The organism is Streptodolium elevatio, assembly GCF_053592165.1.
On sequence record NZ_JBSFVE010000009.1, the window covers coordinates 83,126 to 97,937 of the forward strand.

Genomic DNA, 14,812 nt, shown 5'->3' on the forward strand with positions numbered 1-14,812 from the left:
CCGGGCGGCGCGGGCCGGGATCGACGGGGAGGCCTCCTGTGGAGTTGCGCCAAGGGGCGGTGCGTTGGACGTACGACAGCTATGGAACCGCGGCCGTCAGCCCCGCGTTCGCGCACGGCAGGATCTACGTGGGTGGCGCGGGTATATCGGCACTGGACCCTGCGACGGGGGACGTCGTATGGGAACAGCCGACCGCCGACATCGCGGACTGCATACCGGTGGTCGTCGACCGGACGGTCATCGTGACCGGCGGGGATCTTGTGGCTCTGGATGCGGACACCGGGGCGGTGCGGTGGCGTCGGCAACCCGCGCCCGAAGGCGGGTTCCATCATGCGACCTACGCGAACGGGACGATCTACGTCGGAATTGGGACGGCCTCGGTGAGTGCCCGTGATCCCGCAACCGGACGCGAACTGTGGCGGGTCGCCGTCGACCGCCATGTCACCGCCCCGCCGCGCTTCGCCGGAGGTGCCGTCTACGTGAGTTGCGAGGGTGGCCTGCACGCTCTCGACGCCGCGACCGGCGCACGCCGGTGGGTCGCGGACGCCGAAGGCGCCGGCATTTCTGCGCCGACTGTCGTGCACGGCAGGGTCTACGTCGGCATGGCTATGTCGGCGAACCGGGGTGCGCTGGGAGTGCGGGCCTACGATGCCGCTTCCGGTCGTACCTCGTGGCACAGGGACACCGCGGGCTATGTGGGCAGTGCCCCGGTCTTCGACGCCGGAACGCTGTACGTCGGCGAAGCCGCCGGTTCGGTGCTCGCCCTCGACTCGGCCACCGGGCAGGTGAGTTGGTACACGGACACCGGCGACGCGGGGCAAGGGGTCACGGTAGCGGACGGCATCGTCTATGCCTGTGGCACGTGGATGCTGACGGCGCTCGACGCGCGATCGGGAGCAATGCTGTGGTCCTCGCGTCCGGGGGCGTTCGGTATGTGCGAACCGCTGATTGCGGGTGACTCCGTGGTGCTCTGCGACGATGCAGGCACGCTCTACGCGGTCATTCCGCCGGGGTCGCCCGACTGACTCCGCCAACCCACCGGCCTGTTGCCACCGGCCGACGGCGCTCGACCGCGACGATCGGACAAGCTGCGGGGAACGTTCTGAGACCATTTCGTTGGGCGTAATCGTTACAGCGCCGATAGCGCGCAAATCGGAATACAGCCCCTGAAGTGGCGAAACCATGCTTGACGCGGTGATCTTGCGGCAGACAATCTTGGCTGCCCTCCACCGAGGGCCCTCGATCCCGGAGCCGCAAACCTGTCCGGCGCCGCGCGCACCACCACGCACCAGGCAGCGCGCCCGCGTCGGCACGGCCTCCTGCGTCCCGGACCGAGACCTCACCAGTACGGGCCGCCACCCGTCCCCACCAGAGGTGCCTCTCGTGTCTTTCCGCTCCATAGCCGCGCGCTTCACCGCTGTCCTCGCGGTGCCCGCCGCGGTGTTGGCCACCACCGCCCCGGCATTCGCCGCCGGCGACACCTACAGCGTGCCCCTGCACCAGCCGCTCCCGATCAAGGCCACGGACGACGGAGTGGAGCAGGGCGAATGCCCTGGCATTCCGGCGGACAAAGACGGCTGGCACTTCGTCCTGCCGACGAACGGCACGGTCTTCGTCAAGCTGACCGTGACCTTCCAGCCCGGCGGCGAACAGGTCGTCACGTCGTTCGACGCGCCCACCGACAAGCACGCGTACGTGGCCTCGCCCGTCGGTGCCACGCTGACCTCCGCCGTCGCCGAGGTCAAGGGCGGCGAGGTGAAGTGGTTCAACCTGTCGCACGCCTGCGCCGGCACGCCGCCCACCACCACTCCGCCGACCACCGCCCCGCCCACCACCAAGCCCCCGGTCACCACCGCTCCTCCCACCACACCGTCGACGAGCAAGCCGCCGACCGACGGTACGAAGACCCCGCCCCCGGCCACCACGAGCTCGACGCCATCCGGCACCGAGGCGCCTCCGACGTCCCCGAGCCCGGCCACGACCGACTCGGCGGCGCCGGCTCCGTCGACCCCCGCGACGACCGACGGTGACGGCGGTTCGCTCGCGCAGACCGGTGCCGTGGCGGTGGGCGGGATCCTCGCGGCCGCCGCCGCTTTGATCGGCGGAGGCTACCTGCTGCGCCGCCGGCTCGGCGGCAACCACGCGGCCTGATACCCGCGAGCGTGACTTGGAGGCGGGGTGCGAGTGAGTTCTACGTACCCCGCCTCGACACATCGGCCGCCCACGTCCGTGTCGACGTTGTATGGGCAGGGTTCAGTTGCCTCGTGGGGGGCGGCTTGGAGCCAGGCGCTGCCGCCTCGAGTGGATCGCTGTAGATGCCGGACGCGGGGCGGCATCGCCTCCTACGGTGCTCCAGTACGGCCGCCGGCCGCCTCTTGATCGAGCCCGGTCCGCCCCCGGGCGCCCCGCAGCGCGCGTTGCCAAATAGTCTTCATGCGTCATCCTGATGCTTGAGCAGGCTCCGCATCCGTCCAGCGGGTTGCGGAGCCCAGTTGTGCCTGTGAGGAACCTGTCATGAGCGAGCCGCGCGGGGGCGTCGGCCAGGATCGTTTCGCACGACCGCGTCGCCGGAGGTGGGGCCCGGTCCCGCGTCGGTCGGCGTTCGGAGGCGAGGGCGGCCGCACCGCGACGGCGCTCGTCGGCGCCGCATCCGGCGAACGGCTCGGTGGTCGCCTGGGCCAGGTGCCCAGGGCGCGCGGCGGCACGTCCAGTGCGCGTCTCGGCGGGGACCCCGAGCCCGCGAAGCCGTCCGGCGTCTCCCCCTCCCGGTGGCGGATATGCCATGTGGCGGTTGTGCTCGCATTGCCTCTGTATGTGGGATGGGGCCTTCTCCTGGCCACCGGTGGCGGTGATCTCGCGGCTCAGTACTCGTGGGCGGAGTTCGCGGTACGGCATCCGGGCACCCCGTACGGCCTGTTCTGGTACGGCGGGATCCACGTCGGCAGCTACAGCGTCCTCTCGCCGCCGCTGATGGCCTTGCTCGGAGTCCGCACCCTCGCCGCCCTCAGTGGGTTGACCGCTACCTGGCTGCTGGCCGCGCTGTTGGTGCGTACCACCCGGAACGTGCCGACGTGGCCGGTGCTGGCAGGGGCGCTGGCGCTGTGGGCGAACGTCGTCTCGGGCCGCGCCACGTTCGCTCTCGGTGTCGCAAGCGCGCTGGGCACCTTGCTGGTCCTCATGGTGCGGCGTACACCTGTGTGGCGGGTCGTCGCGGGGGTCGTCGGGACGGCGCTGACCGTGCTGTTCAGCCCCGTGGCCGGCCTGTTCCTTCTCGTGGCGGGCGCGGGGTTCCTGCTCGACCGGCAGTGGGCGACAGGCCTGGCCCTGACCGTACCGACAGGAGTGGTCGGCGGGTTGGTGAGCGCGCTCTTCCCGTCCCACGGCCAACAGCCCATGGGGGCCGAGCGGATCATCTTGCCTGCCTTGGCCGGGGTGGTGGTGGCGTTGGCGGCACCGCGCGACTGGCGCGTGCTGCGGGCCGGCGCTGCGGTCTATGCCGTCGGTGTGGTGCTGACCTGGCTGATTCCGTCGCCGGTGGGCACCAACGTCGAGCGCCTGGCCGCGCTTTTCGGCGCGCCCGCGCTGCTCGCAATCTGGTTCGAGCGGCGACGGCGAAGCCCGCATCCTCGGAGGTCCTTGCTCCGAGTCGGTGGTGACGCGTCGTACCGCACACGCTTCTGTGCCGCGGGGCTGGCGATGTGCGTGATCTGGACGGTGGTTGCGACCGCCCGAGACGTGGAGTCGCATACGGAGGTGCCGGGTTGGTCGCGGCACACCGCCGGCGTCATCGCCGAATTGGACCGGCTGGGCGCGTACCGCGGCCGTGTCGAAGTGGTGCCCACCGGCTCGCACCGCGAGGCGCCGGTGTTCGCCCGGCATTTCCAGGCGGTACGCGGCTGGAACCGCCAACTCGACATGGAGCGCGGCCGGTTGTTCTACTCCGAGGAGCTCCACGAGGCGAGCTATCGGGCGTGGCTGAACGAGTGGGCGGTCGGCTACGTCGTCCTGCCGCACGCTCCACCGGACGGCTACGCCAGGACCGAGGCCGCGTTGATCCGGTCCGGCCGCCTGAGTTCCTGGCTGGAGCCGGTCTGGAACGACGCCTACTGGACCGTCTTCCGCGTCCGGGACGCCGTGCCGCTGGCCAGTGCCCCCGCCGAGGTGCTCCGCGCCGGCGACGCCGACATCGTGCTCAACATGCCCCGCCCGGGAACCGTCACCGTGCGTGCCGCCTACTCGCATTGGCTGTACGCCGAAGGCGCCTGCCTGCGCGCGAGCGGCCCCTGGATACAACTGACCGCTTCGCGCCCCGGTGTCTACCGGATCACCTCCAGCTACTTCGTCCCGGACGGCTGCGGAACGTGAGGTCCGCGGCCGGGAGGCATTGACGCCGCCCCGCACCCCCAAGCCCGCCTTCAGCCTCTGCCGCCAAGCGCGCCCGCGGCCGGGCGACACCGCGCACATCTGCGTCTGCACCCCAACTCCCGGAAGAGCCTGATGGCGACACCGAGCGGGTCCAGCCGCCGACGCAGCGTTCCGGCCATCGAGGCCATCCTGAGGTACGCCAGGTTGCGCCGCGACGCCCTTGCCGTGCTGTGAGACCGACCTCCCGGCAGGACCACGACCACGGTGCGCGGCCGATCGGTGGGTCCAGGCGTACTCAAGGACAACCGGGGCGTGGCATCCACGACACCGGACGCCGCTGAACGTCGCACTCTCATGTCACCTGCTTCGGCGCGGACAGGCGGGCAGATTGGTACGCACTCGGACGGCCGGGACCGGCGTCCACACCGGCCAGGGACGATCTCTGCGCATCGGATCCTTCCTCCCCGTCGGTTCACGGAGCGGGCCTTCACACCTTCTTCCGGCGTCGGGAGGCATTCGGATGCGGCCGGGACGAAAAATCCTCGGAACCTGCGTCCTTGTGTCCAGGCGGGCCGCCGCGCGGGTGCGAGAGCTCCGCATCGCTGAAATGCTGAGGACTTGGGCCGCCTGTCGCGCGCCGCCCGCCGCCCGTGGTCGGCGAGCGGTGGCTGTGAGCGCCGAAAGCGCATTCCGGGGCTGCCGGCCCCAGGCCGGCGGACCCTGGACGGCGTCCGCGCGGACGGCGGCCAGACGATCGCGAGGTGGTGGAACCATGTGCCGATGGCTTGCCTACTCGGGCACCCCGGTGCTCCTGGGCACGATTCTCTACAAGCCGTCCCATTCGCTGATCGACCAGAGCCTCCACTCCAGGATGGGCGTGGAGACGACCAACGGCGACGGGTTCGGAGTGGGCTGGTACCGGCCTGATCTGGAGACACCGGCGGTCGTACGGGAGATCGGCCCGGCGTGGAGCAACCGCAACTTGCGGGAGATTGCCGACCACGTACGCTCTCCGCTGTTCTTCGCGCACATCCGGGCCTCCACGGGCACGGCGGTGCAGCAGACCAACTCCCACCCGTTCCGCCACGGCCGCTGGATGTGGATGCACAACGGCGCCATCACCGACTTCCACCGGCTGCGGCGGGACCTGGCCCTCGCCGTCGACCCGGCGCTGTTCCCCGACATCGAGGGGTCGACGGACTCGGAGCTGATGTTCTTTCTCGCGCTCACTCTCGGGCTGGAGCAGGACCCGCCGGGCGCGGTCGCGCGGATGGCGGGTCTGGTGGAGGGCGTCGGTCGCGAGCACGGCGTGGAGTTCCCCCTCCAGATGACGATCGCGGTGACCGACGGGCAGCGGATCTGGGCCTTCCGCTACTCCACGCAGCGAACCTCGCGCTCGCTCTTCTTCAGCACCCGGGTGGAGGCTCTGCGGGCACTGCACCCCGACGTGGAATTCCTGCGCGAAGTGTCCGACGACACCCGCCTCGTCGTGTCCGAGCCTCTGGGCGACCTGCCCGGTGCGTGGAACGAAGTACCGGAGAGCAGCTGCGGCGTCGTCGGCCCGGACACCGACGAACTCCGCCCCTTCGCCCCCCAGGCGGCATAGCGCGGTGTCGGCGGACTCGGGCTGGAGCGCGGACGAGCACGTACGGTTTGCTCGCTACCGGCAGGCGTTCGACGAGGTGGCCCCTGCGGACGCAGCCACCCTTGTCGCCCGAGTACTCACCGACCCCGACAAAGGGATGGCGAGCAGCGCCGTCTGCGAGTATCTCGACAGACGGGCTGCCGAACTGCTCGCGGATCCCGGCTATCCCTCGTGGTGCCTGCAGATGAGCCGCGCCGTCATGGTGGACGAGTTCTGCACACGACGCCTCAACGAGTGGACCCTGCTACGGGCGATGACCCTCGACGAACCATGGGACGTCGAAAGCCTGCTCACGGCGTCCGACTGGCTCCAACTCCACACCGCCGAGCAGTCCTTGGCGACGCCCCCTCTGCAGGTCCTGGCCGAGAACGGCCGCACCCGCCGCATCCGCAACATCGCCCGGTCCCGACTGTCCGCCGCTCAGCGCTCGACGTCGACCGAACCGGACCGCTGAGCCGTCGGCTCTTCGGAGCGAGCGCACGAGCCCCGAGGCCCCGCCCACGGTGACCTCCCGCCCCAGCAGCCGAGCCCGTTCCATCCGCCCCCGCCCCCGCCCCCGCCGCCGCTGATGTCGGCGGTTCAGGGGGTTGCGGACTTGTTGTTGATTCGGGCTTGAAGGGCGGGCTTGAGGTCGGGCCATTCGTCGGCGGTGATGCTGAACATGGCCGAGTCGCGGAGTTTGCCCGCTTCGCCACGGGCCCAGGACGGCGACCAGTTGCGGAGGACGCCCTCGAAGCGCGCGCCGAGGCGTTCCATCGCGGCTCGGGAGCGGACGTTGCGGGCATCGGTCTTGAGGTCGACACGGGCCAACCCGAGGCTCTCGAACGCGTACTCGAACAGCAGGTACTTCGCCTCGGTGTTGATGGCCGTGCCCTGCGCGGAGGCGGACAGCCAGGTGCCGCCGATTTCGAGTGCGCAGAGATCGGCGCCGCCTGGCCAGGTTCGTGGTTCCAGGTAGTTGGTGCAGCCGACGGCGGCGCCGTCGGTGGTGCGGATCTGTGCGAAGCAGGTCCAGCCGGGGCGGCCGAGGGTCGTCTCGATGTATGCCGCTACCTCGTCGGCGCGCGGGACGAGGGTGAAGCCGTACGTCTCGCGGCTCTCCTCCGCGGCCTGGACCAGTCCCGGCGCGTGTACCGGTGACAGCGGCTCCAGCCGTACGTGGGTCCCGTGCAACACGGGAGCCTCGAAGTGTGAAGTCATGCGGGCAATCCGTCCTCTGAATGAACCCGTGGATCATCGCGGCGGTCGGGTGGGGGCGTCAAAGGAGTTGTGGCGGTGCCAGAGCGGGCCTTGTGCAACGAATCCATGACTGCCGGCAAACAGGTCAAGCAGTTCAACGTCTACCGGCCCGTCGACCTCATCCGTGAGGTCAAGCACCACGCCGTCGACGCCATGCTCACCCGAGTGTCGAAAGTGGTCGCGCAACTCGTGAACGGCATTCTGTGTAAGGAGAGTTCGCCATCCGGTCGTGACGAAGTAGTGCATCGCAGTAGTCATCGCTGCGTTCGTGCTCTACTGGGAGCGACGAATGCCTCGCCTGGACCGGATCGGTGGGGCCGTCGGGTCGGGAGCGTGACGTGGCGAAGACGTGGCGGTGGGAGAGCGATCACCGGTGCTGCACCACCTGCCCGCCGGACAGCTCGCTGATGTACGAGGGCGGACGCGTGCGCTATCTGGGGTGGTGTTCGGACGTCGGCTTCGGTGGGGGATACACGATCGGGGTTCAGACGATCGACGAGTTCGTGACTCGCGGACCTCTCGACGACACCATGCCCCCGGCGCTCATCGCGGAGATCCGCGCGTACCTGACAGCGAAGTAAAGGTCACGTAGCGCGAACGGGTCCAGGAACCAGGCCCGCAGGAACGTCGACGCCGTTCCGGTCACGGCCCCGCGGCGTACCGGCCGTCCGGGCTGACGTCGTGGTTCAACCAGCCTGACTCCCCGACTGGAGGTCTCGGGTCGGATCAGCGCCGTCGGTGAGCGCGTGACCGGCTGGCGGGTGGGTGGGTGGGTGACGAGGTGTGCGCGTTGCTGACCCGGGGCGGGGTACGCCCAGAAGGTGGCCGTGCCGGCGGGGCAGCTGCTGACGGTGCCTAGGGGGGTCGGCCTGGTCGAGGCGGCGGCTCGGCCCGAGGCCGCGGCCACGGTGTGGTCCAACCTCGTCATGACCGCGGGACTCACGGCGGGGGAGACGCTCCTCGTGCACGGCGGCGGCGGGGGTATCGGCACTTACTGGGCGAACGCGTCGGGTTGCGCCGCCCGGGCCGCGTACCAGGATTGAGCGAGGGGCCTCGTCCCGTGAGCGGCCTCCGCACCCGAGCGGTCGGCAACCGTGCGGGACGTACCTTCCAGGGCACGCATGTGCCCGCGATTGGAGCCGCCATGACCTCGCTTCCCCCGCCCGTCACGCCCTACCTGGAAACCGCCGCGCAGGAGTTGTGCGACGCCACGGATCCGCATCCGCGGATCTACGAGGTGCCGCCCGAGAAGGGCCGCGACATCCTGCTGAGCCTGCAGAGCGACCCGAGCGTGCCCCGCCCGGACGTCGACGAGGAGTGGGTCGACGTGGATGCCGGCGAGTGGGGCACCGTCCGCACCCGCATCATCCGACCCAAGGGAGCCACCGGTTCGCTGCCGGTCGTCTTCTACATCCACGGCGCCGGCTGGGTCTTCGGCGACGACAAGACCCACGACCGCCTCTTCCGCGAACTCGCCGTCGGCGCGGGCGCGGCGGGAGTCTTCCCGGTCTACGACCGGGCGCCCGAGGCGAAGTACCCGACGCAGGTCGAGCAGAACTACGCCGTGGGCCAGTGGGTGATGGAGCACGGCGCGGAGCACGGCCTGGACACTTCGCGCATTGCCGTCACCGGCGAGTCGGTCGGCGGCTGTATGTCCACGGTGTTCGCGCTGATGAACAAGGAGCGCGGCGGCATCGACCTCAAGGCCCAGGTGCTGCTTTACCCGGTGACCAACGCGGACTTCGACACGCCCTCCTACTTGCAGTTCGCCGAGGGTTACTACCTGACGCGCGACGGCATGAAGTGGTTCTGGGACGCGTACACCACCGACCCCGCCCAGCGCGCCGAGCACCACGCCTCCCCGCTCCAGGCGAGCCTGGACCAGCTGAAGGGCCTCCCGACGACTTTGGTCATCACCGATGAGGCCGACGTACTGCGCGACGAAGGCGAGCAGTACGCCAACAAACTGCGCGAGGCCGGCGTGGACGTCACCAGCGTCCGCGTGGCGGGCATGGTCCACGACTTCCTGCTCCTGGACAGCCTGCGCGACACCCGCGCCGCGAACGTCGCCCGCGCGCTCGCCGTCGACGCCCTCCGCACGGCACTGCACGGCAGCTGACGCGACGGGGTGCGTCCCATGCACGCGTACGTCCGGGCCCGCAGCGCCATGTGGCGCCGCGGGCCCGGCTCCGTGGTGCCTCCGCGGCAGAGTCGAGCATCCGCGTGCGAGCGGGCCGCGCCCGCGCCGCCTTCCCCCACGGCGACCCCGATGCCCTCTCGACCATGGTGTGGGCCCTCGTCCACGGCCTGGCCTTCCTCCACCTCGACGGCAAACTCGACGCCTCCACCCCGGAAGCCGTCGCAGAACACGTCCGCACCACCGTCCACGCCCTGTTCACCGCCGCCCCCCAGGCAGCCGCGGCGCCGCTCAAGCAGACAACCGTCTAGCCAGGCGGGCGCCTTGTGGGGGAGGGGTTCACTGCCCGGGCGTCAGCGCAGGACTGTTGTGGTAGGCGGCGATGAGCCACCGGCCGTCCCGCTCCTCGAAGACCCAAGTCGCGTTCACCTTGCGAGCGTCCGGGACTTCGGTCTGGCCGGGGAAGAGGATGCCGGATTCGCTGACGACGATCGCCGCGTCCCTGCCGACGAAGCGGAGGCCGATCTGCTTGTTGTAGGTCGAGGTGTCCTTGAGCGGCCCGGCGAAGGCGAAGGCCATGCTCGCGCGGATCACCTCACGGCTGTCGCGGAGCGAGCCGGTCATGATGGCGGTGGCGTCCGCGGTGTAGTCGGCGGCCATACCTTCGGCGTCGCCGGCCTCCCACGCCTTGTAGGACGCGGTCAGGACGGCCGCGATGGCGGCCTTGTCTTGCGTACGGCTGTCGGACATCGGATCTCCCTTGTGATCGGTTCGCCGGGCCCGCACGGAACGGTTCGACCTACTGATCGAAGCCCTCTGCCTTCGCCGTCACGTCCCCCACCCTCTCAGCTGCTGTCGCGCGCCTCGGGCTCAGGGGTCAGGGGTGGTGCAGGAGGTCCACGACCAGGAGAGGGAAGACGGCCGCCGCGCCCCGATGGAGTTCTGTGCCGCGAGAATGTGGACCAGGTTGGACTCCAGGCAGTCCTGGTGTTGCTCGTGGGCGTAGGAAGTCAGGTCCATGGGGACGGCCAGCAGGATGCCGCGGCCAAGGCGGACGCGGACGCGTCGAACCGACCGTCCCCGGTCGGCGTGGTGGCCGGATACAGGGCGCGGGTCATCACCTGACCGGCCAGCGGGTTGAACGAGGCCGGACGCGCGCAATGGGGACCGGTATCGCAGTAGTAGTCGTCGAACAACAGCGCCCACATCAGCCAGTCCGACAGCAGTTGGCCGCGGCACACCGCGTGTCGGCGAACCGTGTTGGGCTGCGCAACACCGTGGCCTGAGGGCGCCGTTCGTGATTGCGCCTGCCCACACCACAGTTGGCTGTAACCGCGCGACGGTCTCGGGCGGTCGCGATGCGCGTGCCGACCGGGAGGGAGATGAACCGCCGTGCCGGCGCCGCACGTTCGGTGGCCGGGCGGCAGCGGAAGACCACGATCAGCCGCGCAGCGTGCCCGGCTGCGCCGCCCAAGCCACCGCGCGGACCTCACCGTTGCGCATGGGCACCGGCGGGAGGGGCAGCGGAGGAGGGCGGTCGCGTTCCGGCGGCCGTGCAGTCGGCGTCCAGGTCGACCGCAACCCTGTGGCCGTCCGCGCGGGCGGCCGAGGCGAAGGAGGTCCGCATGGCGGCCAAGTTCGAGGTGTACGAGGACAACGCGGGCAAGCACCGCTTCCGGCTCAAAGCCGCGAACGGCGAGATCATCGCCGTCGGCGAGGGCTACGCGACGAAGAACGCCTGCCTCAACGGCATCGAGTCGATCAAGAAGAACGCGGCCGACGCCGCGGTCGTGGAGACCGACGCGTAGCCGAAGCGCATCGCGCTGAAGCCCGTCCGGTGCTCCGCGCCGTCCCGGGAAGCAGACAACGGAGCGGCCCCTCAGCGGGCGCGTCGGTGGTGAGCACCACCCACGTCTGCCGAGGGGCCGCGTCTGCAATGCGCCATTCAGAAGCTCTCGGAGCGCGGGCGGTTTTTGCGGGGTGCCGGGAACCGCACGATCCTCTGTGACCGGCTCGTGGGCGGCAGTACGGAAATCCCCGACGTGACGCGGCGCTCCGTCTGGCTGAAGGGCTCCGCCTGGCTCGTGCCCGACTACGACAACGCGGAGTGGTTCGTACGGCGCCTGGTGCGTGCGTGCGTGCGGGCGTCGTGGACCGCGACCCGATCGCGCCCGTGGTGCTCGACGGCGCCACCCTCGACACCTCGCAACGCACCGTCCAACGACGGTTCGTCGCGGCGACGCGCTCCGAGGGGCTCGATGCGTACGCCGGACGAGCGCGGGCAGCGTTGTCGAAGATGCTTTCTAACCCCGGGGGCATCTTCGAACGCAGGACCTGGGAGAAGGGATCGCGAGACACCGCCATGTCGGCCGACAAGGACCTGATAGCTGAACTGACCGAGGACCACCGCAGGATCGACGGCTTGTGCGGCCTCATCCAGTCCATGCCCTGGGGCGACCCGCGCCGCAAGCGCACCGCGCGCAGGATTACCGCCGAACTGGGCAGACACGCCAAGGCGGAATCGCGCTTTCTCTTTCCCGCGGTGCGGCGAAGGGTCCCCAAGGGCCCGACTCTCGCGGCCGGCGGACTCGGCGACCACGTCCGGATACATCACCGTCTGGCGGACATGGCTGAACTCAAGTCCGAAGACGCCCGGTTCGATCTGTTGGTGACACGCCTGGTCTTCGACGTCCACGAACACGCGGTCACGCAGGAGCGGGAGCTCTTTTCGCGGCTCGCCGCCGACGCGCGTACGGGAGAACTCCACACGCTCGCCGAGCTTCTGCGCGCATCACGGGTGCCGACAGGCGGCGGCCGAGGAGTAGTTCTGCCCGATCTCGACCCCATGGAGCGGTTGCTGGCGGGTGACTCCTACTGACGGGCACACCGAAGGTCGCTGTGCGCGACTGGCAGGTGGCGCAACGGGCCGCGTGGGTACGGATGTTCTGGACCTGGTCAAAACCGCTGTCAGGGGCTGGGCTGGGTGTGGCCGTGCGGGCCGAAGAGGGTACGGCAGACCTGGTTGGGGCCCAGGTAGGGCGCGTCGGGCAAGGTCTCCAACAGGCGGACGATGTCGGTACGGGCACGGCGAGGGGTGGCGGCGCGTACAAGGTCGGCCTTGCGAGCCGGCCAGGTCACATCGACCAGCGCCCGGCACACCGCCTCGCGGGTCGGCGGCTGAGGGGCTACCGGGCGGCGCAGCGGAGTCGGGGCGGTCGGGGCGGGAAGGGCGGGAAGGGCGGTCGACATCACGGTTGCTCCTTTCACATTCACAGCTTTCACATGTCACAGCGCAGAAAGCGACGCCGCGGTGCGGCGGCTCGCGGCGGCGGTGGTCGGACGTACGAGCGGACCTCCGAGCGGACGTACGACGTGGGCGGTCGCAGTCTCGTCCTTGGGCGCCGTTCACCCGTTCGGGTTACCGATCAAGGCATTGCCCTCGGTCGAGGCCCGTTACACACATTCCTCGCATTTTTCGTATATCAGTTCCCCCTCGGTCCGCGTCTGCGTCACGGTGTTAGGGCCGAGGCCCTCGGTCGATCGACCGCGGGCTGGCTGCGGGTCAGGTGCGGCGTTGCAGGTCGCTGGCGTTACGGATCGCGGCGGCGCGGTCGGTCAGGTCGGTGACCTTCGCGGCGAGGGCGGGGTGCGCGGCAAGGTGCGGGCCGATGTCGGCGAGGGGGGCCAGGAGGTGCGCGGGGTCGTCGTGGCCGAGTGCGTCGGCGAGGGCGGCGAGGGGAGGAGCGGCGAGACGGCCCAGGTCGTCGAGAGCGGCGGTGGCACCGGCGAGAGCGCGTAGTTCGGCGGCGTGGTCGCGGGCCCAGGTCGTGACGGCGCGGTCGGCGGCTCGACGGTCGCGAGTGGCTTGGACACGCTGGTCGCCGGTGGTACCGGGGGCGCCGCCGGGGCGCAGACGCAGATAGCGGCGTTCGGCGGCTTGGCGGCTGGTGACGCCGAGGGGCTCGGCGAGGGCGGCCCAGCTGGCACCGGCGTCACGGGCGGTTTCGATGAGGTCGGGCTCCCACGCGGCGAGGCGGCCGCGCAGTTCGCGCAGGAGAAGCAGCGCGGCGAGCGCCTCCTCCACCCGGGACGGCGTCTCCCCGCGGGCTTCCGGGGCTATGGCGGCCGCGGTTCCGTCCTGCGCGGTGTGGACGGCCTGGTCGATCGCGGCGAGGGCGGCCGCGACGGCGAGGAAGGGCACGGCCGGCGGGCCGGGGTGGTCCGGCGTTCGGCCGGGGGTGTCGGTCACGGCTTCTCCCCTTCTCCTCAGGTGTCGTCTTTTCAGTGACGGACGTGTTTGTCGTCGTTCCGATGACATGCTATAACAGGAGTCAGGTGAAGCGCACTGGCACCCGTTGCCCGAATGCCTGGAGGTGTTTTCCGATGCTGATGCGCACCGATCCCTTCCGCGAACTCGACCGAATGGCCCAGCAGTTCTTCGGCCAGAACGGCACCTGGTCGCGTCCCTCCGCGATGCCGATGGACGCGTGGCGCGACGGCGACCAGTACGTGGTCGCGTTCGACGTGCCCGGCGTCGCCGCGGACGCGATCGACATCGACGTGGAGCGCAACATGCTCACCGTCCGTGCCGAACGCCGCCCCGTCGCCGTGGGCGAGGGCGTACAGGTCGAGCTGTCCGAGCGGCCGCTGGGCGTGTTCTCCCGGCAGATCCAGCTCGCCGACGTCCTGGACGCCGAGGGCATCGTCGCCGACTACGACGCCGGGGTGCTGACGCTGCGCATCCCGATCGCAGAGCGCGCCAAGCCCCGCAAGATCACTGTCGGCCAGGCCGACGACCGCAAGCAGCTCCGCAGCTGACGACGCGGACCGAGCTGCCGGTTCCGGTCCCGCCCGGCCAAGGGACCGGAACCGGCAGGCCTCCCATCGCATGCCCCTGGCGGGAGAGCGGAATCCCGCTCGAATGCCGCATTCGAGCAGGGGCTATCGGGGGTTGGGCGCCGGGTGCCAGGCGCGCATTCGGCTCGGGGAACGGGGCGTTGCCGTGCGAATCGTCGTTCTCCCACAGGTCGCGGATCATCTCCGCGTCCTCCGGCATTCCGTGCGCGACCTGCGCCTGATTCCCTGCGGTCGGCAGCGTCACATGCAGGAAGTCGTTCACGGTGAACGTCGGATACCACCGCGCCAACAGCTGGAAGTCGCTGCGCGCGGGCACACCGAGCGCGGTTCGGAACTCTTCTCAGTGCAGGTCGGCCGGTACGGGGCGCAAAAGATCACGCAGACCTGAGATCGCCATGAGCGAAGGTCCACAAAGGCAACAGCGCGAAGCCGACCGCGCATTAGGGCGGGCTACGCTGCCGGTCGCCCCGGCGCGCCCTCCCGTACGCCGCAAGTTGCAGCCGACCACCGGCAGTCCGGCGGAGGCGGCTCACCCGCGGAAAGGACGATGCGTCAGGGCTGCTCGGCCA

The 14,812-nt window shown here is 70.3% G+C and carries 16 protein-coding genes and 2 pseudogenes; 12 read left to right on the forward strand and 6 right to left on the reverse strand.

What is annotated here, in order from left to right; genetic code table 11:
• Positions 1–38: 38 nt before the first annotated feature.
• The 5 genes from ACWD12_RS18110 (at position 39) to ACWD12_RS18130 (ending at position 6,464) form a co-directional block, all read left to right on the forward strand.
• Positions 39–1,025, forward strand: coding sequence for an outer membrane protein assembly factor BamB family protein (locus ACWD12_RS18110; protein ID WP_450100330.1), 987 nt, complete (start codon positions 39–41; stop codon positions 1,023–1,025).
• Positions 1,026–1,383: 358 nt separating this feature from the next.
• Positions 1,384–2,151 carry an LPXTG cell wall anchor domain-containing protein gene (locus ACWD12_RS18115; RefSeq protein ID WP_450100331.1) on the forward strand — a complete coding sequence of 256 codons (768 nt, stop codon included), beginning with the start codon at positions 1,384–1,386 and terminating at the stop codon, positions 2,149–2,151.
• Positions 2,152–2,814: 663 nt separating this feature from the next.
• A complete protein-coding gene (locus ACWD12_RS18120) occupies positions 2,815–4,365 on the forward strand; it encodes a hypothetical protein (protein ID WP_450100332.1) in 1,551 nt (516 codons plus the stop codon).
• Between the two features lie 772 nt (positions 4,366–5,137).
• Positions 5,138–5,971, forward strand: coding sequence for a class II glutamine amidotransferase (locus ACWD12_RS18125; RefSeq protein WP_358355375.1), 834 nt, complete (start codon positions 5,138–5,140; stop codon positions 5,969–5,971).
• A 4-nt stretch (positions 5,972–5,975) separates the two neighbouring features.
• Entirely contained in the window at positions 5,976–6,464 is a 489-nt protein-coding gene (locus ACWD12_RS18130; protein WP_450100333.1) for a hypothetical protein, read from the forward strand.
• Positions 6,465–6,589: 125 nt separating this feature from the next.
• Here the strand turns inward: ACWD12_RS18130 and ACWD12_RS18135 are convergent, their stop codons facing one another.
• Complete coding sequence (locus tag ACWD12_RS18135) at positions 6,590–7,210, reverse strand: GNAT family N-acetyltransferase (RefSeq protein ID WP_450100334.1); 621 nt, start codon at positions 7,208–7,210, stop codon at positions 6,590–6,592.
• A 377-nt stretch (positions 7,211–7,587) separates the two neighbouring features.
• On the opposite strand from ACWD12_RS18135, the gene ACWD12_RS18140 reads away from it, so the two are divergent.
• From ACWD12_RS18140 to ACWD12_RS18155, 4 genes and pseudogenes are all read left to right on the forward strand, one after another.
• Positions 7,588–7,830, forward strand: a complete 243-nt coding sequence (locus tag ACWD12_RS18140) for a hypothetical protein (protein ID WP_450100335.1) — start codon at positions 7,588–7,590, stop codon at positions 7,828–7,830.
• 120 nt (positions 7,831–7,950) lie between these two features.
• Positions 7,951–8,241, forward strand: a pseudogene (locus tag ACWD12_RS18145) (NAD(P)H-quinone oxidoreductase); the annotation flags it as partial.
• Between the two features lie 152 nt (positions 8,242–8,393).
• Entirely contained in the window at positions 8,394–9,368 is a 975-nt protein-coding gene (locus tag ACWD12_RS18150) for an alpha/beta hydrolase (protein ID WP_450100336.1), read from the forward strand.
• Positions 9,369–9,490: 122 nt separating this feature from the next.
• Positions 9,491–9,697: pseudogene (locus ACWD12_RS18155) on the forward strand (hypothetical protein); the annotation flags it as partial.
• A gap of 28 nt (positions 9,698–9,725) precedes the next feature.
• On the opposite strand, the gene ACWD12_RS18160 reads toward ACWD12_RS18155, so the two are convergent.
• The 3 genes from ACWD12_RS18160 to ACWD12_RS18170 form a co-directional block, all read right to left on the reverse strand.
• On the reverse strand, positions 9,726–10,136 hold the full coding sequence (locus ACWD12_RS18160) for an SgcJ/EcaC family oxidoreductase (RefSeq protein WP_450100337.1): 411 nt from the start codon (positions 10,134–10,136) through the stop codon (positions 9,726–9,728).
• A gap of 120 nt (positions 10,137–10,256) precedes the next feature.
• On the reverse strand, positions 10,257–10,406 hold the full coding sequence (locus ACWD12_RS18165) for a hypothetical protein (protein WP_450100338.1): 150 nt from the start codon (positions 10,404–10,406) through the stop codon (positions 10,257–10,259).
• Positions 10,397–10,627, reverse strand: coding sequence for a hypothetical protein (locus tag ACWD12_RS18170; protein ID WP_450100339.1), 231 nt, complete (start codon positions 10,625–10,627; stop codon positions 10,397–10,399). Before ACWD12_RS18170 ends, ACWD12_RS18165 begins: the two co-directional genes overlap by 10 nt.
• Before the next feature lie 384 nt (positions 10,628–11,011).
• On the opposite strand from ACWD12_RS18170, the gene ACWD12_RS18175 reads away from it, so the two are divergent.
• On the forward strand, positions 11,012–11,194 hold the full coding sequence (locus ACWD12_RS18175; RefSeq protein ID WP_358364198.1) for a YegP family protein: 183 nt from the start codon (positions 11,012–11,014) through the stop codon (positions 11,192–11,194).
• Between the two features lie 326 nt (positions 11,195–11,520).
• Complete coding sequence (locus ACWD12_RS18180; protein WP_450100340.1) at positions 11,521–12,264, forward strand: hemerythrin domain-containing protein; 744 nt, start codon at positions 11,521–11,523, stop codon at positions 12,262–12,264.
• 89 nt (positions 12,265–12,353) lie between these two features.
• Here the strand turns inward: ACWD12_RS18180 and ACWD12_RS18185 are convergent, their stop codons facing one another.
• On the reverse strand, positions 12,354–12,635 hold the full coding sequence (locus ACWD12_RS18185) for a DUF2795 domain-containing protein (RefSeq protein ID WP_450100341.1): 282 nt from the start codon (positions 12,633–12,635) through the stop codon (positions 12,354–12,356).
• A gap of 313 nt (positions 12,636–12,948) precedes the next feature.
• Positions 12,949–13,635 (reverse strand): type III effector protein, encoded by a 687-nt coding sequence (locus tag ACWD12_RS18190; protein ID WP_450100342.1) that lies wholly within the window; start codon positions 13,633–13,635, stop codon positions 12,949–12,951.
• 134 nt (positions 13,636–13,769) lie between these two features.
• Between ACWD12_RS18190 and ACWD12_RS18195 the strand changes: the two genes are divergently transcribed.
• The gene (locus tag ACWD12_RS18195) at positions 13,770–14,204 is read left to right on the forward strand and encodes an Hsp20/alpha crystallin family protein (protein WP_450100343.1); all 435 of its coding nucleotides are present in this window, start codon (positions 13,770–13,772) and stop codon (positions 14,202–14,204) included.
• The last annotated feature ends 608 nt before the right edge of the window (positions 14,205–14,812 follow it).